Below are 24,044 nucleotides of genomic sequence, written 5' to 3'. Positions count from 1 at the left end.
CTATTTATCACGTATCTATATTAAATACATTATACAAATTTTCTTTTTATAAAATCAACCTTTTTTTGTATTTTTGGTTATTTTCACTACTTTTTTTCACAAAAGCAACAATAAAAGGACTATCAATTAATAATATTTATTAAGTTTCAGGCTATACTATTTTGCCTGCCTACTGTAAGAAAACTTATCAATTAATAGTCCATATTTTTATTTCAATTTATTCTATAGTTGTACTTACTAAAGTTTTATACTTTCAACCTTACGATACATCCTCTATTTATTCAAAGCCTTAATTCTTTCAATAGCCTTAACTGTATTTTCATATGTTCCAAATCCTGTAAGTCTGAAGTATCCTTCACCGCTTGGTCCAAATCCTGAACCAGGTGTTCCTACTACATTTGCATTTTCTAATAAGTAGTCAAAGAATTCCCATGATGTCATTCCTTCAGGTACCTGAAGCCATACATAAGGTGCATTAACACCACCTGATACTTTATATCCTGCTTCAGAAAGACCTTCACGAATTGTCTTTGCATTGTTCATGTAATAAGCTACCTGCTCAGCTGTCTGCTTCTTTCCTGCTTCTGAGTAAACTGCTTCGCCGGCTCTCTGGATAATGTATGGAGCTCCGTTAAACTTTGTTCCGTGTCTTCTTGCCCAAAGGCTGTTTAACATTACATCTCCCTGCTTTAATTCCTTAGGAATTACTGTAAATCCAAGTCTTGTTCCTGTGAATCCTGCATTCTTTGAAAAGCTTCTTAATTCAATGGCACATGTTTTAGCACCTTCACATTCATAGATTGTATGCGGAACATCTTCTTCTGAAATATAAGCTTCATATGCTGCATCATAAATAATAACTGCCTTAACCTTATTTGCATAATCAACCCATTCCTGTAACTGTGATTTTGTAATTGTAGAACCTGTTGGGTTATTTGGATAGCAAAGATAAATGATGTCCGGTGCTTCTTTTGGAAGTTCAGGTACAAAATTATTTTCTGCTGTGCATGGCATATAAATTACATCACTCCATTTTTCTTCGTCTTCAAGAAATTCTCCTGTTCTTCCTGCCATTACATTTGTATCTACATATACAGGATAAACAGGGTCACATACTGCAATCTTATTATCCTGTGAGAAAATATCTCCAATATTACCTGAATCTGATTTAGCACCATCACTTACAAATATTTCATCAAGCGCAATCTCAACACCTCTTGCCTTGTAATCATTGTCGGCAATTGCTTTTCTCAAAAATTCATATCCTAAATCAGGTGCATATCCATGAAATGTTTCAGCAGATGCCATTTCATCTACTGCTTTATGAAGGCTGTCAATTACTGCCGGTGCTAATGGCAATGTAACATCTCCAATTCCTAATCTGATTAATTCTTTATCAGGATGCGCTTCCTGGTAAGCTGCAACTTTTTTTGCAATTGTTGAGAAAAGATAACTTCCCCTAAGTTTCAAGTAATTTTCATTAATTTTAAACATTTTTTCAATCCTCCTAATGTTAATTAATATATGTTAATCGCGATACAACATAACTGAAACCATCTTTGCCACTTCAACCATTGTACAACCACTATCCATGGCGTTCTTTTGTAAGTATCTATGGGCCTGCTCTTCTGTTAAATTCTGTACCGTCATTAATGCCTCCTTGGCCTGATTTATTATCGCCTGGTCTTTCGGGCTCCTAGCTCCCGGCTTACCTTTTTTCTTATGTCTTTTTGCCAGTATCTGATTCTCCATCATCTCAACAGAATTAATCAAATCTCTAACTTTTAATGGCATCTCAAGAGTTGCTACCCCGGTATTATCTTCCATTAGTCTGCTTTTAGAAGCAAGTAATATCACTTCAAAACTGCTTCCTACATTGTCTACAATATCACTGTATAACATATCAGGCAGTTTATATCCTGTTATAATAATGCCTTCACCAATATCGTCAGCTCTGTTTATTGCACTGGCCCCCGTAGTACAATTGGCCACTACATTAAACCCATTTCGGGATAACAAACTTCTGATTGCCCGGCTGTCCTCAGGTTTTGGAAATGCTACTATAATTCCAACCACGTTCATTCCTCCGGTTTCTGTTACAAAATCTACTTAAGTTTAAACTATAATATTAAATTCTGTCTAAATATTTGTTAATTTCCCAATCTGTAACCTGAGATGTGTATTCCATCCATTCTGATTCTTTTGCATATACATATTTATCAAATGTTTCTTTTCCTAAAACATCCTTAACAAATGAAGATTTCTTCATTTCCTTAACAGCTTCATAAAGATTCTTTGGAAGGTTTTCAATTCCCGCCTCATCTCTTTCTTTACTTGTCATTGAGTAAATATCCTGTTGTACACTTTCTTTCGGAACTAATCCTCTCTTAATTCCATCAAGTCCTGCTGCAAGACATACTGCTAATGTTAAGTATGGATTAGCTGCACAGTCAGGGCAACGAAGTTCAACTCTTGTACCTACACCTCTGGCTGCCGGTACTCTTACAAGCGGGCTTCTGTTAGTAGCTGACCATGCAATGTATGTAGGTGCTTCATAACCCGGTACAAGCCTCTTGTATGAATTTACGATAGGATTTGTAATTGCTGAAATGCTTCTCATATGTTCCATGATACCTGCTATGAAACTGTAAGCCTCCTTACTTAATCCTCTTTCATCATTTTCATCTGCAAAAATGTTTTTTCCTTCTTTAAACAATGACATATTAGTATGCATTCCTGAACCACATACTCCGTATTTTGGCTTAGGCATAAATGATGCATATAGTCCATGTCTCTTAGCTATTGTCTTTACTGTAAGCTTAAATGTCATAATATTATCAGCAGTCTTTAATGCTTCATCATATTTAAAATCAATTTCATGCTGTGCAGGTGCTACTTCGTGATGTGATGCTTCGATTTCAAATCCTAAATCTTCAAGATTAAGAACCATGTCTCTTCTTGCATTTTCACCTAAATCTGTAGGTGCCAAATCAAAATAGCTTGCATTTTCATGTGTAATTGTTGTTGGACATCCATTGTCATCTGTGTGGAATAAAAAGAATTCGCATTCAGGTCCTACATTAAATGTATAGCCCATATCTTCTGCTTCTTTTAATACTTTCTTTAAGACATATCTTGGATCACTTTCATAAGGTGTTCCGTCTGTTTTATATACGTCGCAAATAAGTCTTGCAACTTTTCCCTGATGCGGTCTGAAAGGTAATATTTCAAATGTATCTAAATCAGGATATAAATACATGTCTGACTCTTCGATTCTGGCAAATCCTTCAATTGAAGAACCATCAAACATACATTTATTATCCAATGCTTTTTCTAACTGACTTCTTGTTATTGCAACATTCTTCAATGTCCCAAATAAATCTGTGAACTGAAGACGTATAAATTCAACATCTTCTTCATCTGCAATTTTAATAATTTCTTGTTTTGTATATCTCATGTGTTTCTCCTTTCACCAAACAAAGTATGTGGTGTCTAACCCTTATAAAATAATAACAAACCACAATTTGATAGTCAACGTTAGATTCATAAATAAAATTTAATAAAATTTAATTAAATTTACAAAATCCGCCTATTGCAATTACTCCGTTTTTACAATAGAATTATGTGAGAAAACAGGCTTCAAAGTCGGGGACTTTTAATCCCGACATCATATTATGATTAATATGTGCCTTTCTATTTACTGTATATGACAAAACTTGAAAGATGAGAATTAATACACATGAAAAAAAATAATCCAATAAACAAATACGTACTTGTAATAATATTTTTAGCATTATTTGCAATAATCAGCATATTCTTAATATCAATAACCGAACACAGGTCTGATGCAAATATGAATAATAAAAGTAATACCGAAAAACTTACAACAAAAAATACCGAAAATTCATCTTTATTTGAAGAAACAACATCATACAATCCTGCTGATTCTGCCATAGAAGAGATGAGTACAGCTCCTTCAGGCGATGCTGCAAAGCATTTGATTGATTTTGATGCTGATTTTCCTTATCAGATAAGAGTTAACAGAACTCAGAATTATGTAATTATATATGGAATTGACAAGAACGGAAGATACTCCATTCCTTATAAAGGATTTATGTGCTCTGTCGGAAAAGATGTAAAAGACACCCCTACAGGTTCATTTAAAACAAGCGATTATTATCCTTGGAGACTAATGGTTGATGGTTCTTATGCCCAATATGCAATCCGTATCAACGGTTCAATCATGCTTCATTCTATTCCATATTACAGTGCACACAACGATGATTTGGAAAGTGAAGAATATAATAAACTTGGAAGCAACGCTTCCCTTGGCTGTGTAAGACTTAACATTAACGGAATAAAATGGATATATGATAATTGTCCAAAAGGAACTCCTGTTACAATTTACGATTCAGATTCAGAAGTTCCACCTGTAAAAATTAAAAAAGTAAAAAAAATCGACTTAAACGATGAGAGAGCTAATTGGGACCCTACTGACCCGGTTGCAGGAAATCCTTGGAAAGATGGTAAAGAGACTGATGAAAGCGAAGAATATATGGAATATCCTTCTGAGACTACTTCTAATAAAAATAATTTAGAAACTACTTCTAAAAACAATTCAGAAACTACTTCTAAAGTTAAAGATAAATCAGTTTCTAAAACTACATCCAAAAAGGATTTAGAAACAACCACAAAATAATTACGGAAGGAATATGTTTTATGGCAAAAAAAATATACGCTGTTAAAGTTGGAAGAACAAACGGAATATTTGAAACGTGGGATGAATGTAAAGCAAGTGTAAACGGATATCCCGGTGCCTTGTATAAAAGTTTCACAAATATGGCTGACGCTTACGCATATCTTAATTTGGAAAGTAAGCAGATGTCTCTCTTCGATATGCCATCTGACGATTCTGTTGATGATTCTGATTTTCCTGTCATAAAAGAATCTGTTGAAGATGATGACAAACCATTTTCTAATTCCGTAAAAGCCGTTGCTTATGTAGACGGAAGTTATAATATTGCTACAAAGCATTTTTCATATGGTTGTGTTATTTTCTATAATGGAGAGGAATTTCATCTTTCTAAAGATTTTGATGACCCTGAACTCGCTTCTATGCGAAATGTCTCAGGTGAAATATTTGGTTCAATGGCAGCAATGGATTTTGCTATAGAACACGGCATAAAACATATCGCAATTTACCACGATTATGCCGGTATAGAAAAATGGTGTACAGGCGATTGGCGTGCAAATAAGCCCGGCACAATTGCCTATAAAAAATACTATGAACAGGCAAAGAAAAAAGTTGACATTACATTTTGTAAAGTTAAAGGTCATTCCGGTGACAAATATAATGATCTTGCTGATATGCTTGCAAAAAAAGCCTGCGGGATAGATTAGAAAAAATAAAACTTAATTGCATAATCAGGGCTTTGCCCTACACAGATATGGTGCTGTCGCTAATGCGACAGCACCATTAATAAATTCATACATTTGATTCACTTTCTTATGCTTTCTACTTACCTTATATAACAAAAAAACTAACAGCAACATAACATTCTCAAAATAATTCTGCTATTCTTATTATATACCTATTTTTCTTCAAATAGCTATACTACTTTATTGTATTATATAAATAATAATCCTCCAAATTGGGTTCTACTTTATGCCCATTACACGCTTTTTCATTGCATATATATCTGATTTTAACTTGCTGTGCTCCTGCCATAAGTCCACTTACCAAATATTTCTGATTATACATTTCAACATTACACTTTTCAATCATTTCCTCAAATACATATCCATCAATTTCTGACAGAAGTTCTGACGGACTGCCGTTTTTGATTATCTTACCTGCTGAAAGCATTATTATTTTATTTGCAATAAATTCTATATCCGAAACAATATGTGTTGCTATAATAACTATTTTATTTATACTTATTTGTGCTATTAAATTTCGTATTCTTATTCTTTCATTTGGATCTAATCCCGCTGTCGGTTCATCTAAAATCAAAATGTCAGGATCATTAATCAATGCCTGGGCTATTAATATTCTCTGTTTCATTCCACCTGAAAATCCGCCTAATTTTTTCTTTCTAACATTTTCTAAATTAACAAACTCAAGCATTTCTGTAACTTTATCAGAAATTTCTTTTTTATTTATGCCTTTTAAATTTGCTATATAATTCAAAAACTCTTCAGCTGTAAACGAATCATACATTCCTTGTTGTTGCGGCACATATCCGATTATATCTCTATATTTATATCCAAGTTTCGTAATATTCTCACCATTATATCGAATATCACCACCACTTTTTTTAATGCCATCAACAAGTATATTCATTAAAGTAGATTTTCCGGCACCGTTAGGCCCTAGCAATCCATACACGCCTTTTTCAAATGTATATGTAAAATTATCCAATGCAAGTTTATCTTTATATTTTTTTGTAAGTCCCTTTATTTCCAACATACTATATTCCCTCCATATTAATTTTCCTTTTCTTTACCCTATATATAACTGATATACAATTAATGGAATAACTAAAACCATAAAAGATATTGCCATTTGTTTTATCTGTCCATTACATAGTTTTGAAATTAGTATTATTACAATCATCGCTATTAAAACTACAATGTATTTAAGTAAATATATTCCAATTAATACTGTAAGTATATTTACGTTAATTGGAATCTCTGAAAACATTTGCATACTTTTTGCCGGGGCTAATACACCTGATAATCTAAAATTATTTACTATTACAAATATGAATGGCACATTAGCAATAACAAATGCTAATGTTGTTATTACAATTGATACACCCCATTTCTTTTTATTAAGCTTTTCAGTACCGTAAAGCATTGAATCCGTCAATTTTTTCATACCTGTTTCACTTTCATATGCAAAACAGCTTACTACAATTAAAATTATAGCTGAAATCATAAATATCCATGCGATGATTTCGTTATAAATCTTTTTTGGTTCTATTAAATATTTTATACCTATATCATCAATTAACCAGCCGTTTATTTTTTCCTCACGCTTTAATTTCTTTACATATTCGTTATTATTTTTTACCATATCAAACGCTTCTTTAGGTAATATATCCCAACTATACTGACTGCTTATTATCATAAAACTTTCATAGCTTATTTGATTATTCATATAAAGTTTTGTGTTTTCATCATATTCTTTCTGAATATTATCAAATCTTTCCTGTTCCTGTTTTATATATAAATCTTTGCTGTCATTTGTTGTTCCTTCTAATTTCTGCATATACTCTGAATAATATTTCTGTGTTTCGTCCATCTGTGTATCTATATTATTCATCATGTATATCTGAGTTATGGCTAATGCAATTAGTATAAATATTCCCTTATTAATTACTAACACTTTTTTATATTCCATAAATGTCATTGTTCTAACTCTGAATTTTTGGGATAAGGCTTTGTTATTTTTTTTAAGCTTGATATTTATATCAACATTATTTGAAAAAAATATTATTCCCATTGTGGCAAATGCTATGAAATAAATACATATAGTTACTATAGCTACGCCTGTTATATTGAATGGTTGTTCCAAAATATTCATATTGTAATATTTATAAGTTAATGATGTTGTGTCAATCAGAGTTACCGGACTTAATATCTTTAATACTGCTAATTTATAATCCCAATTTATAAATTGTTTTGCTAATATAGATAAAGTCATTATTATTCCAATTAATGTATACAATATTCCTATATTTTCAAATAATATCACACATACTAATAATATAACTGAATATGCTATAGCAGCTATATATTTAAATACAATATAAAAAATCAAATACTGAATTACCGATACATTAAAAGCTGACTCATAAAATCCAGGTACCGATTGAATCGGGACATTTAGTATATCACATCCAATAATATTAATAGAAGCAACAAATAATGGAATATATATCAGTAAGACTACAGCTAAATCTGAAACAATTATCGCTCCTATTTTTGAAATGATTAGAGAAACTCTTCCCTTTTTACAGGATTTTATAAGTTTCATCATACCATTCCTTCTGTCACAATTTATAGACACAACCACACACTGTAGAATAATTATAAAAATTACAACATCTGAAAATCCTAATTTTGTAATATTATCAATTACTGAATAATTTCCAAATTCAGGCTTAACATTTTTCACTTTATCATATGCATTGATTACTTTTTCCGCACTTTTTTTATGATAATTATTTTTTCCGTTAAACATTTTAAATGAAGATATTTTGTTCAGATTTTCCTGCATACTTTGAATATATTCTGAATAATTGTTTATCTTTTCCTGTTGTTGTTCTATTTTTTCATTACTTTGTTTTAACTCTTTGCTTTGAGAATTAATGCAAAAAAATATATTAAATATACTTAGAACAAAAAGTAAAAATAATATCCATTTATTCGATATTATTTTCTTTAATTCTTTAATAAGCATAAAGCACCCCCTATTATTCTATTTTTTACTTATACTGTTTTTTTGAATTTCATAAAAGCTATGTTCATCTATAAAATCATAGTTTTCGTCAAATGCCTTCTCATATGTTAATAATCCTTCATCATTCTCATCAATTACATACAAAATTTTTCCATCAACTCCATAATGTTGCTCTATTAATTCTTCTTTATTCAAATCGTATATATAATATTTAGGCGATATATTTAAATCGGCTTTAGGTATTACTTCATCTTTAGTATTTTCATTCATGTATGTACTTACCATATATATCTTATCATCTATATATTTATAAACTATACTGTAGGCATTTAATATTTCTTTCTTCTCTTTAGTATTAAAATCATAGGAAACTATGGTTCTATTCGCAAGTACCGGATCCTGATAATACAACTTATTACCCTTTACACATATTATGTAGTAACAATCATTATCTTCAATTCCTTTGTATTCCTCCAAAGTACTTTGAAATTCAATATCTAACTTGTCCAGTTTGTTATTTTTCAAATCATATACATAATAATTTTGTTTTTTTCCTAATCTATCAATATCCTCTTTCATCGAAAAATCGTCACTAGTATGCCAATCTGAATAAGATTTAGCATCTTTAAATCCAGCTTCATTATATGTTTTTTCATTAAAACTATACTTAATATAAACTTTCCCCTCAAAACATTGAATCATATCACAAGATACACTCGGTTTCTTTCCCATATTTGTAAGTTGTCTTATTTTTCCACTATCAATACTAATTTCATATACTTCTGATTCAACTATAAAACATGATGATGAATTCTCACTATATTCAACTTCTTCCTGAACTCCACTGGCAATATACAACTTTCCATCATAAACGCAGAAAGTTGCTCCTATATTAATTAGCGGTTTATCTAATTTTGCTACTTTTTCTTTTTCACTTCCATCTATATTACTTCTCCATAACACGGAATCATCTGTGTCTACACAGATATAATATAATTTTTCATTATATATAAATGGATATTTCGCCTCACCTTTTACGATAGCATTGCAATTTATTTTACCTGACTGATAGTCTTCAACATTATGCGTGCAATTTGCCTGACTGCATGCATAAACTTCACTTTTACTGGAATAATCATAAAAATAAATTACACTATATTCTCCATAACTTTCAATTTCAACCATCAAATCATTGCAGCACGATTTATTCTCTTCCAATTCAATATACTTATCATTTTCGCCTGTCTGAACTTTACCTTTTCCGCATCCACTTAATGCAAATGCTAATAATATTGCTAACATTATTTGAATTATCTTTTTATTCATATAATTTTCTCCGTCCATTATTACTTTTTTATAAACAAATTTATTTATCTATCTGTCCATTTATTAATTGTATTACTTCTTCTATTCCTGCTGCATCTAATTCTTTTAGGAATTCATTCCATGTAGTGTCAAAATCCCCATTTAAAAATTTTCCTTTTAACTCTGCACTGTAATCTATATACTTTTTTTCTATCTCTACTAATCTTTTTATCTTATCTTTTGAGTCATTCAAATCAAAATATCTACCCGAAATTTTGTCTGAAGTTTTTGCTAAATCTTCTTCTTTCTTTAATTCACTACCTTCTTTTTTATAATCACTGCTATATCTCACAAACACATTTGCAAAAATTTTAGATGGTCCTGCATAATTTTCTATATCCATTTTTTCCGTATAATCTTCTCTATCAATTTTATATAAAGGATAAGATGCAATATTCGAAGACACTCTATCTGAATATATGGTATTTAACGCATCCATAGCCATTTCTTTTTTAGTTGACTTACTACATATTCCTGTTATATCTTCCAATTCATCAAATTGCTCAATTTGATTATAGCAATAAATTTTTTTAACACTTTTTAATTTAGGATATTTAGTCTTGTTATTTTCCACAAAGCTATCCACATCCATATCCTGTTGTAAAAACGCAAAACAATTTCCGGTAAAGATTTCATCTTCATTTTTTTTAGTTGGATTTAAATAATTAAAATATTCTTTTTTATAATAATCCGTATAATTTTTAAAAGCCTGTCTTACATTGTCGGATGCATAATAATTCTCAATCAATCCTGTATCTTCGTTTTTACCAAATAACTTAGTATCTATGTAATTCTCACCACTAAATTTACCAATATAGCCTAAAGCAGTGTCTTCAACTTGTGTATATGGATAATTATCCATTATCTTAAAATCACTTGTTCCCTCATTTTTTTCAGCATTATATATTTTTTCAAAATACGGAGCCCAATCTTCGTAATTCATCTGTTTCATAGATTCTAAATCTATATCATATTTTTTTGCAATATCTTCATTTATATACCAATACATTTTAGTTGTTGTTTTTTCCATAGAACCTATGCCATAAAATTTTCCATTAACTTTACTTTTGTTATAAACACTATCAGGAATATTTTCTTTATATTCTTTCATGTTTTCTGACATATATGGTTCTAAATTCTCTAATAACTCTGCGTCTATAAAGTCATACTTTAATAAAATACTATATGTTTTTGCATCGTAATCATAAAATACATTTGCATTTATAATATCCGGAGAATTGTTATTAGAAATCATATGTTTAACCTGATTAATATACTCCTGCCCGCATCCCATTCTTATAAAATTGATTACATATTTTTTTCCTTTTGATACGAGATAATCATTTAATGTTATAATTTGCTCATTTGATATTAAATGTGTTCCATATTTTGAACCAAATTCCTCTATATCTTCGTTTGATAATTTGAACTTTTCTCCATATACCCAATGTAATATTTCTTTGCCGGGATATCTTTCATTTAAATAATCATCGCTTATATCTTCGGTATCAGGAATTATTTTATCATTAGACTTACTAGTATTTATCTTCGTTTGATTGTTAGATAAATCAATCTTTTTACTTGTCTCTTTTTCATTTTTACATCCTACAAGTGATATTGCTGCAATCATAATTCCAAGCAATAATAGTCCCTTCTTCATAAAACCTCCAATAGCATTTATTTTAATAGCAATTATGGTACTAATATTTTTCAATTAGTACCATAATTAATATCACTTTTCTTTTATGGCAACTGTGTATTTTCAGTTAATATTACATTATTCATATATAGTTGTTTATGAATCCCTCTAGCTTTGACTAAGTAATGTCCAGATGCTGCTGATCTACTAACTTCCGTTACACTATTAGCGCTAGTGCTACTTACTTCCTTTACCGTTCCCTTTTCGTTAGTTGTATACATAATTACAGTTCCTGCATATCCAGTTGCTGGCTTTGAAGCAGTAGAAATTCTTGTTGAAGCCCTAGCTGTTTTAAAACCAGTATTGGCTATTGTTAAAAATTCTAATCTTCCAATTGAATTTGATGTGTCTATTGTTTTAGCGCATATACCCATAGACATTCCTATAGATAATACAGATGCTGCAACAACAGAACTAATTATTTTTCTCTTGTTCATGTTATAAAACCTCCTGTTTATTATTTATTCATTAGTTTAATGATTATAATCATTAACTGTTGTAGCTACATTTTAATTATACATCATAAACTGTTGCATCTTTCTTATTGTGATAAACTACAATTTTTTTTTACAAACAACAAAAGGTTATTCATTTTGTTATCTAAGATTTTTCTTAAATAAAAATAAATAACCTCATTTTAATTACTTAAATATGATTTTTTTTACCTCTTTAGCGTATGTTCTACCAATAGGTATTTCATAACCACCCTCTATGTAAATTTTATTATGTGAATATCCTTCTATATATTTCAAATTAGCAATATATGATCTATGGCATTTAATAAATCCCTCAGTTTTCACTCTACTTTCTATTTTTGAAATGCTTTCTGTTGCATTATCTACATTACCATCTTTTTTATATATCTCACTATTATTTCCCTTAGCTTCTATATATATAATTTCGTCAAATGATACTCCTTTTGTAATACCATCATAATGAAATTTCAAAACTTCATTTTCTTCTTTATTCACCCTATTAAATATTTTTTCAATATCAACTTTAATGATTTCTTTTCTAATTGGATAACAATAGAAATTTAGTGGTTCATATTTGAATAATTTATGACATTCAGTTGTGTCATAATCAGTAAAAATTATTTCTGGTCCTTTTGTCTTATATTTATTCCTTATTATACTGGCTATCCGGAATACATCTTCATCAAAATTATTTATCCCTAAATATAGTAAGTCGTACCACTCATCTGTTTTCAATATTTTAAGAGTATCATTTATGCTGTATGATACATCTATTTCTACGCATTTATTAAGTAACTCTCTCTCTTCATATATATAATTTTCTATCTGCGCTGCAATTTCTTTATTTGTATTATAAATAAAAAATTTCATACTGCCACCCCCTCTTTTATTATTAAAATTGTATCATATTAATTATAATAAAGCAAATTATTTATATATTTTTCTCTTACTCCCTCTCTGTCCAATTTTCATACGGAAACATATGATGTAATTTATCAATTGTCTTTTTCTGGCTTGGGTAAAGTTTTGATATTTCATCTTTCTGTTTAAGCAAATCTTCATCTATCTTTTCAAGCCCTATTTCGGGTAAATTTATTTTCTTATAATATTTTCCAAAATACATAACTTTTGCATCAGTTCCTGTTTTATCGCAAGCTTCATCTACAAGATTGTGTGTCATTATATGATGTATGTGCCCATATTCTCCCTTTTCGTTATGAGTTACTATTTCGTCCCAATTCTTATAATTAATTATTGTTTCAATGTCTTTTTCAATATCTTTTTTCCATCTGCCCCAATCGCTTCTTTGCCCTGCTATTTTATCAGGATATAACAATATAAGTCCTTTATCACCGGTTGCATTTATTACATTTTCAAACTCTTTTTTTCTTGTTTTATCATACCCCCTTGTTATGCATACAACCAAATAATCATCTTCTAAAAGATGTGCTCCACCCCATATAAGTTCATCATCAGGATGTGCCACAATCATTAATTTATTATATTTTTCTAAATCAAGCTCGTCCATTTGCTTGTTTTTTACAGACGGAATAAATAAAAATTTTCCGTATTCTATTTCCATTATCGTTGCCACAACTATTGCTATTATTACAATTACTGTAGAAACAATCGCTATTTTTTTCTTTATTTTTATATTTTTCTTCATAAATTATTTTTAGCAGCCGACTATATCGTATGTCCTAAAATTTTACAAAATAAGTATTTTTTGCTTTCTTAACGCAAAATACTGTGTGCTACTTTCTCCTTTCTTTTTATCAGTAACTCGTCATCGGAAATATTTATAAAATCTAAACCTAGTTCATTTTATTTTCTATTTTAAAGATTATCCGGTAAGTTTTTATTTCGACTTATTGTAACATACGAAGCGGTCTTTTTTTCATTCTTAAAGAATACTTAAGATATTTCAATATGGTTCTTTAAATTTTGAATTGTACATTATTTATGTAAGATAAAAATAAAGTTATTAACTGTTTTGATGATTATTTGGCATATTTATTAATAATTCTATTAATGAAGTTAGTACTTATTAATTTGAAATAAAATTTGTTTTCGGGAAAAGGAGTAAATTATGAATTTTATTAAATCTATAAAAAAATCGTCCAAAAGATATATAGAGTTAAATGATTTCATTTACCTTTCTTTGGTGACTGCTTTTATTCTTGGAATTGTTTTTCTTATAACAGGTTCTGATTATATTTATGGTTCTTCCGTAGACTGGCTGTCCCAGCACAGTGTACTCCCTGATTATTTTAGGCAGTCATTTTATGATACGGGAAGACTTTTTCCTGAGTTTAATCTTAATTTAGGTGCCGGACAAAATGCTTATAATTTTTCTTATTACGGATTTATGAATCCAATTATTTTAATAAGTTATCTTTTGCCAAATGTCCAAATGGCATTATATATAAGCATTTCAAGTATTGTAGTTGTTTTGTTATCTGTTTATATTTTTTACTTTTGGCTTAAATCACACAACAACATGAATCGAAGCACTGTTTATTTTATTACTTTTCTATTTGCCTGCGCCGGTCCATTATTATACCACAGCCATAAGCAGGTAATGTTCATGGATTATATTCCATTTTTATTATTAGCTTTAGTTGGTGTTGACCGTTTATATAAAAAAGACAGAAAGATACTTCTTATTCTAAGCATTACATGTATGTTTTTAACAAGTTATTTCTTTGCTGTGTCAGGAATTGTTGCTATAAGTATTTATGCTATTTACAAATTTTTTGAGTACAAAGAAAATCAGGAACTATACTACAAACTTCCTGCTGGTAAAAAGCCGTTTTGGTTCTTTGCTTTAAGATATGGTGCAAGTTCAATTATTGGAATTTTGCTTTCCGCAGTAATTTTACTTCCAAGTCTTGCTGCTATTTTATCAGGACGTGGTTCTTCTGATGGTAAATCAATTTCTTTAGCTAAATTATTTATACCTCAGTTTCCTAATAACGAAATGTTTTACACACCATATGGAATGGGTGTGACCGCTATTGCATTTTTAGCTTTAGCCTGCATATTAATATTAAGCAAAGATTTTTCAAAGAAGTTTCTTTGCATTTGTATTTTGTTTGTTTCAGCATTTCCTGTAGGTCAATATTTATTAAACGGTTTTCTATACATTAGAGGAAAAGCTCTTATTCCATTTGTTCCTTTAATTTTGCTTGTTACCGCATTTTTTGTAAGGGATTTATTAGCTAAAAAATATGAAACCGGTAAATTAGCACTCGTTACATTTGGCATATTAGTTCTTATTGCAATTTCTGCATATATGCATGAAAATCCAATATACATTGCAATAGTTATTGACCTTATAATTACTTTTTGTTTTATTGCTGCCTATTGCCAAATAAAAAAGAACTATGTTTTTATGTTGCCTACAATTTTAATTGCCATTTTCTGTTGCTATGTTGGAAATGCTTCTGACACTTTGGTTGCAAAAAAAGATGCTGCAAAATATTATGATAAAAGTAAAAACGCTGCTATTGCAATTGCATTAAATGGTGATGATACATTTTTCAGAACGAGCAATATAACTGATAGTAAATTTACAAATAATATCATATATGGAAAGAAATATTTTTCAGAAGGTTGTTACTCATCTGTTTTTAATAAGCCTTATTTAAATATGTGTAATTATGACCTTCAGCTTAGTAACCCTACCGTTAATGACATTTCCATCACTTCATCAAATGATGTTTTGTTTAAAACACTTATGGGTGTTAAATACATTGCTTCCACAACAACTGCTCCTGCAGGATACAAGGCAGTCTGTCAGGCAGGCAATGTCAAGGTATATAAATCAGATAATGCTTATTCTCTTGGATTTGCATCTAAAGATACTATGAGTTTAGACGAATATCTTTCTCTTTCACCTGAAGAAAAAGAGATTGCTTTATTAAAATATATTGTTGTTGATGATGATGTTAATTCTTCTTATCATTCTATGTTAAAGAAGGTTAATCTTAATATGGATTTAAAATTAGAGCGTACTACAGATGGATATTATCATGTTGATACTATGAAGGGTGCAAAAACTTTTAATGTTGAGATTCCTGATAATTTAAAGGACTGTATTTATATTATAAAATGCAATATCAAAGGATATGGCATAAACCGTTCAACGATTAAAATTAATGGTATTCAAAATAGTTTAAGTGGTCTTAATTCTGCTTATCCTAATAAAAATTTCAATTTTAAATTTGTTGTATCAGATTCTGCTGACAATAATATATTAAACATTCGTTTTCCTAAAGGATGTAGTTTTGAATTCAGTGAATTTGAAATTTATAAAATTGATTATGACCAGGTTTCTGCCTTAAAAAATAACATTACAATGATGACTGATGTTGCTTATGAAAATAATATGATTACAGGGAACATTACTTTAGATAAAGATAGTTATTTTACTACAACAATTCCTTACGACAAAGGATTCTCAGTATATGTGGACGGCCAAAAAATTGATTACTTTATGACTGATAATGCTTTTTTAGGATTTTCTCTTTCATCAGGACATCATATTATTAAATTAGTTTATCATGCGCCTCTTATAAAGGTTGGTAAATACACATCCTTATTAGGACTTGTTCTTTTTCTTATATTTTGTGGCAAGGATTTTATTAGATTGTGGATTCAGATATTGAACCATTTTAAACGCAAAAAACTTACGTACTCAAATGGTCTTTCAGGAAATATTGTTTATCAGAATGATAGTCTTGAAAGTAACCAATGATAAAGTGGGTCGAACATTAGATACAATGAAAACCCTGTTTATTTAATACAGAAAAATGGTCACTACCTGCCTAATAAATGTTTTATAATCTATATTTAATAATAAAGAGTGACGAACAAATTCGCCACTCTTTATTATATTACTTACTCAATCACATCTAACAATTGCATTGGTTCATCTATTATTTTCTTATAAGCAAGTTTTTCTAAAATGTCTTTTGTTCTAAATCCCCAACTTACGAGGACACAATCAAGTCCTGAATTAACAGCAGTCTGACTATCAACTTCTGAATCTCCTACATAAATTGATTTTTCCTGTGTACTGCCTAATTTATCGAGTGCTGACATAACCATGTCTTTTGCCGGTTTTTTCTTAATTCCGGCAGCTTCATTTTCTCCTAATGCAACATCTATTAAACCTTCAAAATAAATATTTTTCAAAGATTCAACTGCTTTGTAATTCTTATTTGACACAATTGCCATTTTAATATTACGTTTCTTTAATTCTTTTATCAAATCTAACGTGCCATCATAAGCTCTCGTTTTTACCTGACAATGCTTCTGATAATATTCACTAAAATCAGCAAATATCTTATCAAAATCAGGATTATTCTCGCCTTCCGGAATTGAGCGGTGCATCAAAAGTCTAAGGCCATTTCCTACGTGTTTTTTTACTTCATCTACTGTATGAACCGGAAAACCATATTTTTTTTGAGCATATTGCACTGCTGCTGCTATGTCATCTATTGTGTTAAGTAACGTTCCATCTAAATCAAAAATAACTGTATCGTACATATTTTTCTCCAATCTGCTTATCCCATTTCTGCATATGTTTAAATGTTTAATTTCATTTTAAAATATGCTAATAAAATTGCTTTTTGTCATATTGCTTTGTATTATTTACGCAAATGCCCGACTCATTATATAAAGTAAAACAGACCCCAAGTGTTAAAACCCCGGGATCTGTATTTATATCTTTATTACTGTCTTACTTTAATATGAACTTCCCTAAGCTGCTGTTCTGTAACTTCACTAGGAGCTCCGCACATCATATCCTGAGCGTTACCATTCATTGGGAATGGAATAATTTCTCTGATATTTTCTTCATTTGTAAGAAGCATAATCATACGGTCTACACCAGGAGCCATTCCTGCGTGTGGAGGTGCTCCAAACTGGAATGCATTGTAAAGTGCTCCGAATTTTTCTTTCAAATCATCTTCTGTGTAACCTGCAATTTCAAATGCCTTAACCATGATTTCCATATCATGATTTCTAACAGCACCTGATGATAATTCAACACCGTTACATACAATATCATACTGGTATGCAAGAATGTCTTCAGGTTTCATTGTTTCTAATGCTTCAAGTCCACCCTGTGGCATTGAGAATGGGTTATGTGTAAATATAATCTTCTTTGCTTCAGGATCATATTCATACATTGGGAAGTCATTGATGTAGCAGAATCTATATGCATTCTTTTCAATTAAATCAAGTCTTTCTCCTAATGCTGTACGGATTTCACCTGCATATAAAGCAGCCTGTTTTTCATTATCAGCGATAAAGAAAATTGTATCTCCTGCTTCTAATCCTGCAATCTCCTTAATTTCTGTCTTCATGTCATCTGGAATAAATTTATCAATTGGTCCCTTATATGTCATATCTTCTTTAACTTCAAGATATCCAAGTCCTCCCATTCCGATGCTCTGAGCAAATTTCAATAATTTCTCATGGAATCCCTTTGACATATCAGCATGAACTTTAATAGCTCTTACTGTCTTACCATGGAATGGCTTAAATGTACATCTCTGGAAGAAATCTGTAACATCAACTATTCTTAATGGGTTTCTTAAATCAGGCTTATCTGTACCAAATTCAAGCATTGCCTGCTTATAACTGATAATAGGATATGGAGCCTTTGTCACTTCAAATCCTTCAGGTGCAAATTTTTCAAATGTTGCACTTAAAACTTCTTCACCTACTCTGAAAACATCTTCCTGAGTAGCAAAACTCATTTCAAAATCTAACTGATAAAATTCCCCAGGTGAACGGTCTGCTCTTGCATCTTCATCTCTAAAACATGGTGCAATCTGGAAATATTTGTCAAATCCTGATACCATAAGCAACTGTTTATACTGCTGTGGTGCCTGTGGAAGAGCATAAAATTTTCCTTTAAATTTTCTTGAAGGCACAATGTAATCTCTTGCGCCTTCAGGTGATGATGCGCAAAGAATTGGTGTCTGGATTTCTAAGAATCCCATCTCTGTCATCTTTTCTCTCAAGAAAGAAATAACCTTTGATCTGAAAATCATGTTATCCTTTACTTTCTTATTTCTCAAATCAAGATAACGATATTTTAATCTAACATCTTCTCTTGTTTCCTTTGATGTCATTATTTCAAATGGAAGCTGTCTGTAAACTTTTCCTAAAACTGTTACTTTCTTTGCTTCTAATTCGATTGTTCCTGTTGCAATCTTATCATTGTATGTTTCTTCATCTCTATGCTGAATTGGTCCTTCTACAGAAATACAATCTTCCTTATTAATTCCATCAAGTAATGAAGTATCTCTCATTACTACCTGCATCTGGCCATACATGTCTCTTAAATCGATAAAAGAAACACCACCATGGTCACGGATGTTTTCAACCCATCCGCAAATCTTCATTGTCTGTCCAACATTTGATTCAGATATGTTGTCCATTGTAACATCACGATAAATGTTATTTGTGTTTGTATCCATTCTGTTAGTCTCCTTCATATTTTTATATATTGTTTAGGAAAACAATTAAACTATATTGTTCAAATTTTATAGCAAATTCAAACAAAAAAAGCCCATCCTAAACTACTACAGTTCAGGACGGACAGTTAATCTAACTTATTCCGCGGTACCACCTGATTTGCTGCATTGCAGCCACTCATGGGATAAACCCTGTTGTGTGTCGTACAACCACGTCGCACCTACTTGCCATTGCTTTCGGATTGCAGCTCGAAAGTGTTATTCACATAAATTCATTCTGCGGACATCTCACCATCATCCGCTCTCTGGAAGCGATAATCTATGTTACTTCTCTTCGTCATAGCCTTACTGATATATTGTGCAAATGCACCTAATTAATGTGATTATAAACCACTCTTTTTTTATTGTCAAACTAAACTTAATATTCCGTAATCATTTGTGAAATTAAAAGTTTATTTTCACTTTGAAGTGTGGGGCAAAGTAGATTTTAGTCTTACACTTCCGTAATCATCTCATGATCATTCGATTCTAAATGTGGAACTTCTTTTATCTCATAATAATATAAACTGTATAAATAGCATAAAGAACTAACATCATTATTCCTTCTTTTTTATCAAGTTGCTTCTTTGTCCATGCAAATGCCCATACAAGACCACTAAATACTACTAATACAATAATGTCTATTATGTTTTCTGTTAAAAATGTAATCGGACTTATTGTTGCTGCAATTCCCAGTACCATCAAAATATTAAATATATTCGAACCTATTACATTACCAACAGCCATATCAACTTCTTTCTTTCTAGCTGCCACAATTGATGTTACAAGTTCAGGAAGGCTGGTTCCAAGTGCTACGATAGTAAGTCCTATAACGGTTTCTGTCACTCCTGCTGTTCTTGCTATAGAGGTAGCACCATTTACAACAAAATCACCACCAAATTTTATTGCAATAGCTCCTCCAACTATATACAACAAACATTTTATTCCTGACAAATCCTCTGATATTTCTTCAAGTTCTTCATCAATTTCCTGCATTGCCTCATTTGAAATCTTTCTTGATTTCATTGCACTTTTAACCATTATAAGAATAAAAAATGCAAAGCAGATTAAAAATACTATTCCTTCTGTCCTTCCCAATGTCATTGATGTATAACCCGTAAATAATAAAAGTATTGCACATGCTATTGAAAGTGGAAAGTCTCTTTTTATCGTATCCTTAGCTACTTCAAGTGGAATAAACAAAGTACAAATTCCACATACAACCATCAGATTAAATATATTTGAACCAACTGCATTACTAATTGATAAAGAATTACTTCCATTCATTGAAGCAATAATGCTGACTGAACATTCAGGCAAACTGGTTCCCATTGCCACAATTGTCATACCAATTACAAGTGATGGAATCTTTAATTTTTTCGCAACGCTTGCACTTCCTTCTACAAAAAAATCTGCTCCTTTAACCAGCAATATAAATCCAACTACCAAAAGTACTAATGCTGTTATTATTCTTATTATCATATCTTTTTCCTCCATAAAAAGATGTACTGCCCCTCCCTCCGGTCGGCAGCCATTTGTCGAAAACATTTATTAAAAATGAATTTCTTTCATTTTGTTTTCTTTTCAAAATTTAAAATGCTATCTATCCCATGTGTTCACATAAAATCTTTACACCTATTAATACTAAAATAATTCCACCTGTAAGTTCTGCTCTTTTTTTGTATCTGTTTCCAAAAAAGTTTCCAATATAAACACCAATAATAGATATAACGAATGTAACCACACCGATAATGGCTGCTGATTCCACTATTGGTCTGTCAAGAGCTGCTAAAGATATACCAACTGCCAAAGCATCTATGCTTGTTGCAATTGCAAGCATAAGCATTTCTTTCATATCAAGTGGCGGATCCATTTCTTCAATAACTACATCGTCTTCCTTTTCCCTCAAGGTTTCGATAATCATCTTTACTCCGATAAATGCTAATAACGCAAAAGCTATCCAATGATCAAAAGCTTCTATATAAGTTTGAAAACCTTTGCATAAAAGCCATCCGATAACCGGCATAATTGCCTGAAAGCCACCAAAAAACAGCGCTATGATAACTGCCTGTTTTTTATTGACTTTGCGCATAGCTAATCCTTTGCAAATAGATACTGCAAATGCATCCATTGCAAGTCCAACTCCTAACAATAAGAATTCAACTAAATATTCCATTTTTATCTCCTGCCATTTTGTATAATAGAATTAGATTTAATATCCGCTTTGTTCATAGTATATATCTTGTATTTATACTTAATAATTTATTTCCCATGTAAATTATTTAAAAATTAACGTCTTTTGTCCCAAATATACATTTTAACAATCTAATGTTTTAACGATATCTAAAATATACATTTTTGCCATATTCAAAACAGATTTAATCTCATATGTCCATGTCTTGATATTACAGGTATAAAAAAAGACTCATAATTTTGAAGATACTAATAATTATTAGTATCTTCAAAACCATAAGTCTCATTCTTTAATATTTGCCAGATAGCTTATGCTATCGGGATTGTTGACAAATCACGCTTTCACGCGAACTACTCCCTCACGGACTATTAATTTCTTGTGTAATTATATTTAAATAGTCGTAAAATGTCAACTCTATTTTTATTTAAAACTTTTGTCATAATTTATTCTGCTTTGTCAGTCATTTCTAATAGATTAATCTTTTTAAGTTCTAATCAATTTCTCTATTATTTCAAAGAAATTGATTTTGTATCTGACAAATAACTATTGCATTTAGAGTTTGAATAAACTGCTCTTACTTTATAATAGTATTTAACACCCTTTTTCTTATTTTTATCTATATATTTTGGCTTTTTAGTTGTAGCAATTTTTTTATAACCTGAACCTGATGAACGATATACATAATACTTAACTGCATTAGTATTCTTTGTCCATCTAATTCTTATATTTGCATATCTTATTCCTTTTGCTTTTGTTGAAAGCTTCTTAACTTTTACATTTTTAGGTTTAATAAGTTTTACCCTTATGTAACGTACTACCTTAATACCACTTGTTGTAGTTGCTGTTATTTTTGCTGTTCCTACTTTCTTTGCTGTAACAAGACCTGTATCACTTACAGTTGCAACAGATGTGTTATTACTTGTCCATTTAACTATATCTGTTGTATCACTCGGTGCTATCTTTGTTGTGTATTGAACAGTATCGCCCTTATATAATTTGGCTATTCCTGTTTCGTTAATTACAAATGATGTCGAAGGCTGCTTTACACTTATTGTACACATTGTAATCAATCCACTGTCTGTTGTTGCCATTATCATTGAATCTCCAACGCCAATTGCATTGTAACTTCCGGTATATTTGTTTACTGAAATAGCTGTATCGTTTGAACTTGAATACTGAATTTCATTTTTATAATCTTTCAAAATTTCATTCTTTTCATTTGCAATCAATGTTGCTGTTACTTTTGAATTAAAGCCTTTATTTACCTCTACATATGAAGTATCAATTGTCAATCTTGGATCTGCTATAGCCTGCATTTTTAATGCATTTTCTTTAGTAACTTTCTTAAGAAGTCCATTAGAATCGTATTCACTTTCAGGTAAATACTTATTTTCTAATGCAGTTGTATTAAATATTGTTCCATAAATTGTACACGCTGCCAAATAACTTCCTGTAGGCGTAGGATGTATGTTATCCGCATTGTATAATTTTATATCAGGAAACTGTTTTAAGCATCTTTCAAAATTAACTCCTGATGAAATAACTTGCGCGCCATACTTATTTCCCATCATATAATAACCCTTTATCATATAATGCTGTATTTCATTATGTGATAAATAATAGCTATATCCTGTTGCAGTAAAACTCCTTCCAATATAATCAGCCTGTGTATCATAAAGAAGCATCTTTGCACCTGAACTCTGAATTAATGGTTTCAATGTTTCAATTGCTGTCTGAGTTTTTGCAATATCTGTGATAATCATTTCTCTGTGGTCCTGAAGAATTACATAATCCCACTTATAATTTTTTAATGCACTTATAAGCTGAGAACCATATGTATCCTTTTCATCAGCGAACTGATAAAGTTTGTAATTTGCTGCTGTAAGTGCCTGAATTGTTACATTCACTCCATCAGCCTGTGCAAGTCCTTTTACCATCTGTGGCATATCATTATAATAAGTTGAACTATTACCAACAAATAAAATTCTTACATTTGGCTGCGTTGTATTTGTTCCATTATTGTTTTCACTAGGGGTTGTTGTTTCTGTCTCTCCTGAAGGCTTTGTTGTTTCTGTCTCATTTGCTTTAGTTGTTGTTTCAACTTCACCTGTATGTTTTGTTGTTTCTGTTTCTCCTGCTACCTTTGTCGTTTCTGCTTCTTTTACATTTTCCGGTGCCATTGTTGCCTCTATTTCCTGCGCCATAACACCAATGTTAAAACATACTAACATTGCAAGAACAAGCATTAATGCTTTTCCCATTTTTTTTACTTGATTTCCCATTCTTTTCTTCCTTACTCATATATTTTTGT

General features: G+C 30.7%; 18 protein-coding genes and 1 other annotated feature. Of the genes, 3 read left to right on the top strand and 15 right to left on the bottom strand.

The genetic code is table 11. From position 1 onward, the window contains the following. Positions 1-273 precede the first annotated feature (273 nt). From CCC31_RS01970 to CCC31_RS01960, 3 genes are all read right to left on the bottom strand, one after another. Entirely contained in the window at positions 274-1,494 is a 1,221-nt protein-coding gene (locus CCC31_RS01970) for an LL-diaminopimelate aminotransferase (protein ID WP_290849216.1), read from the bottom strand. 33 nt (positions 1,495-1,527) lie between these two features. Further along, the gene (locus tag CCC31_RS01965) at positions 1,528-1,992 is read right to left on the bottom strand and encodes an ANTAR domain-containing protein (protein ID WP_290849214.1); all 465 of its coding nucleotides are present in this window, start codon (positions 1,990-1,992) and stop codon (positions 1,528-1,530) included. A 136-nt stretch (positions 1,993-2,128) separates the two neighbouring features. Further along, positions 2,129-3,457 (bottom strand): glutamine synthetase family protein, encoded by a 1,329-nt coding sequence (locus CCC31_RS01960; RefSeq protein WP_117908717.1) that lies wholly within the window; start codon positions 3,455-3,457, stop codon positions 2,129-2,131. Between the two features lie 282 nt (positions 3,458-3,739). On the opposite strand from CCC31_RS01960, the gene CCC31_RS01955 reads away from it, so the two are divergent. Together CCC31_RS01955 and CCC31_RS01950 are read left to right on the top strand one after the other, a co-directional pair. Continuing rightward, positions 3,740-4,699 (top strand): L,D-transpeptidase, encoded by a 960-nt coding sequence (locus tag CCC31_RS01955; protein WP_290849212.1) that lies wholly within the window; start codon positions 3,740-3,742, stop codon positions 4,697-4,699. A 20-nt stretch (positions 4,700-4,719) separates the two neighbouring features. Next, the gene (locus CCC31_RS01950) at positions 4,720-5,400 is read left to right on the top strand and encodes a ribonuclease H family protein (RefSeq protein WP_022089731.1); all 681 of its coding nucleotides are present in this window, start codon (positions 4,720-4,722) and stop codon (positions 5,398-5,400) included. Positions 5,401-5,614: 214 nt separating this feature from the next. Here the strand turns inward: CCC31_RS01950 and CCC31_RS01945 are convergent, their stop codons facing one another. From CCC31_RS01945 to CCC31_RS01915, 7 genes are all read right to left on the bottom strand, one after another. After that, positions 5,615-6,469 (bottom strand): ABC transporter ATP-binding protein, encoded by an 855-nt coding sequence (locus CCC31_RS01945; protein ID WP_118565355.1) that lies wholly within the window; start codon positions 6,467-6,469, stop codon positions 5,615-5,617. Positions 6,470-6,502: 33 nt separating this feature from the next. Next, positions 6,503-8,467: a hypothetical protein gene (locus tag CCC31_RS01940; RefSeq protein ID WP_290849209.1), complete on the bottom strand. Its 1,965-nt coding sequence runs from the start codon at positions 8,465-8,467 to the stop codon at positions 6,503-6,505. Positions 8,468-8,485: 18 nt separating this feature from the next. Beyond that, positions 8,486-9,793, bottom strand: coding sequence for a hypothetical protein (locus CCC31_RS01935; protein WP_290849207.1), 1,308 nt, complete (start codon positions 9,791-9,793; stop codon positions 8,486-8,488). Positions 9,794-9,833: 40 nt separating this feature from the next. Further along, entirely contained in the window at positions 9,834-11,492 is a 1,659-nt protein-coding gene (locus CCC31_RS01930; RefSeq protein WP_290849205.1) for a hypothetical protein, read from the bottom strand. An 83-nt stretch (positions 11,493-11,575) separates the two neighbouring features. Next, positions 11,576-11,968, bottom strand: coding sequence for a hypothetical protein (locus CCC31_RS01925; protein WP_118565359.1), 393 nt, complete (start codon positions 11,966-11,968; stop codon positions 11,576-11,578). Between the two features lie 204 nt (positions 11,969-12,172). Next, positions 12,173-12,877: a LytTR family DNA-binding domain-containing protein gene (locus tag CCC31_RS01920; protein WP_118565360.1), complete on the bottom strand. Its 705-nt coding sequence runs from the start codon at positions 12,875-12,877 to the stop codon at positions 12,173-12,175. Between the two features lie 76 nt (positions 12,878-12,953). Further along, complete coding sequence (locus CCC31_RS01915; RefSeq protein ID WP_118565361.1) at positions 12,954-13,673, bottom strand: PIG-L family deacetylase; 720 nt, start codon at positions 13,671-13,673, stop codon at positions 12,954-12,956. Positions 13,674-14,096: 423 nt separating this feature from the next. Here CCC31_RS01915 and CCC31_RS01910 point away from each other — a divergent pair, with 423 nt between their 5' ends. Beyond that, entirely contained in the window at positions 14,097-16,766 is a 2,670-nt protein-coding gene (locus CCC31_RS01910; protein ID WP_290849199.1) for a YfhO family protein, read from the top strand. A 143-nt stretch (positions 16,767-16,909) separates the two neighbouring features. Here the strand turns inward: CCC31_RS01910 and CCC31_RS01905 are convergent, their stop codons facing one another. The 5 genes from CCC31_RS01905 to CCC31_RS01885 form a co-directional block, all read right to left on the bottom strand. Then, positions 16,910-17,560, bottom strand: a complete 651-nt coding sequence (locus CCC31_RS01905; protein WP_290849197.1) for an HAD-IA family hydrolase — start codon at positions 17,558-17,560, stop codon at positions 16,910-16,912. A 185-nt stretch (positions 17,561-17,745) separates the two neighbouring features. Further along, positions 17,746-19,503, bottom strand: coding sequence for an aspartate--tRNA ligase (gene aspS, locus CCC31_RS01900; protein ID WP_290849195.1), 1,758 nt, complete (start codon positions 19,501-19,503; stop codon positions 17,746-17,748). A gap of 110 nt (positions 19,504-19,613) precedes the next feature. Continuing rightward, positions 19,614-19,850, bottom strand: a binding site (T-box leader). Between the two features lie 196 nt (positions 19,851-20,046). Beyond that, complete coding sequence (locus CCC31_RS01895; RefSeq protein ID WP_117909029.1) at positions 20,047-21,021, bottom strand: calcium/sodium antiporter; 975 nt, start codon at positions 21,019-21,021, stop codon at positions 20,047-20,049. Between the two features lie 121 nt (positions 21,022-21,142). Next, positions 21,143-21,715, bottom strand: a complete 573-nt coding sequence (locus CCC31_RS01890) for a manganese efflux pump MntP family protein (protein WP_117908706.1) — start codon at positions 21,713-21,715, stop codon at positions 21,143-21,145. Positions 21,716-22,239: 524 nt separating this feature from the next. Next, entirely contained in the window at positions 22,240-24,015 is a 1,776-nt protein-coding gene (locus CCC31_RS01885; RefSeq protein ID WP_290849191.1) for an Ig-like domain-containing protein, read from the bottom strand. Positions 24,016-24,044: the final 29 nt, after the last annotated feature.

The organism is Eubacterium sp. LMAG:50 (genome assembly GCF_008680265.1).
Lineage (GTDB): Bacteria > Bacillota > Clostridia > Lachnospirales > Lachnospiraceae > Eubacterium_U > Eubacterium_U album.
The sequence above is the reverse complement of the archived record's forward strand: the minus strand, read 5'-3'. Positions and strand labels throughout refer to the sequence as shown.

Excerpts from the sequence above, each read along its gene's own strand:
- CCC31_RS01970 (WP_290849216.1), bottom strand. The coding sequence starts at position 1,494 with ATGTTTAAAATTAATGAAAATTACTTGAAACTTAGGGGAAGTTATCTT.
- CCC31_RS01960 (WP_117908717.1), bottom strand. The coding sequence starts at position 3,457 with ATGAGATATACAAAACAAGAAATTATTAAAATTGCAGATGAAGAAGAT.
- CCC31_RS01955 (WP_290849212.1), top strand. The coding sequence starts at position 3,740 with ATGAAAAAAAATAATCCAATAAACAAATACGTACTTGTAATAATATTT.
- CCC31_RS01950 (WP_022089731.1), top strand. The coding sequence starts at position 4,720 with ATGGCAAAAAAAATATACGCTGTTAAAGTTGGAAGAACAAACGGAATA.
- CCC31_RS01945 (WP_118565355.1), bottom strand. The coding sequence starts at position 6,469 with ATGTTGGAAATAAAGGGACTTACAAAAAAATATAAAGATAAACTTGCA.
- CCC31_RS01940 (WP_290849209.1), bottom strand. The coding sequence starts at position 8,467 with ATGCTTATTAAAGAATTAAAGAAAATAATATCGAATAAATGGATATTA.
- CCC31_RS01935 (WP_290849207.1), bottom strand. The coding sequence starts at position 9,793 with ATGAATAAAAAGATAATTCAAATAATGTTAGCAATATTATTAGCATTT.
- CCC31_RS01930 (WP_290849205.1), bottom strand. The coding sequence starts at position 11,492 with ATGAAGAAGGGACTATTATTGCTTGGAATTATGATTGCAGCAATATCA.
- CCC31_RS01925 (WP_118565359.1), bottom strand. The coding sequence starts at position 11,968 with ATGAACAAGAGAAAAATAATTAGTTCTGTTGTTGCAGCATCTGTATTA.
- CCC31_RS01920 (WP_118565360.1), bottom strand. The coding sequence starts at position 12,877 with ATGAAATTTTTTATTTATAATACAAATAAAGAAATTGCAGCGCAGATA.
- CCC31_RS01915 (WP_118565361.1), bottom strand. The coding sequence starts at position 13,673 with ATGAAGAAAAATATAAAAATAAAGAAAAAAATAGCGATTGTTTCTACA.
- CCC31_RS01910 (WP_290849199.1), top strand. The coding sequence starts at position 14,097 with ATGAATTTTATTAAATCTATAAAAAAATCGTCCAAAAGATATATAGAG.
- CCC31_RS01905 (WP_290849197.1), bottom strand. The coding sequence starts at position 17,560 with ATGTACGATACAGTTATTTTTGATTTAGATGGAACGTTACTTAACACA.
- aspS (WP_290849195.1), bottom strand. The coding sequence starts at position 19,503 with ATGGATACAAACACAAATAACATTTATCGTGATGTTACAATGGACAAC.
- CCC31_RS01895 (WP_117909029.1), bottom strand. The coding sequence starts at position 21,021 with ATGATAATAAGAATAATAACAGCATTAGTACTTTTGGTAGTTGGATTT.
- CCC31_RS01890 (WP_117908706.1), bottom strand. The coding sequence starts at position 21,715 with ATGGAATATTTAGTTGAATTCTTATTGTTAGGAGTTGGACTTGCAATG.
- CCC31_RS01885 (WP_290849191.1), bottom strand. The coding sequence starts at position 24,015 with ATGGGAAATCAAGTAAAAAAAATGGGAAAAGCATTAATGCTTGTTCTT.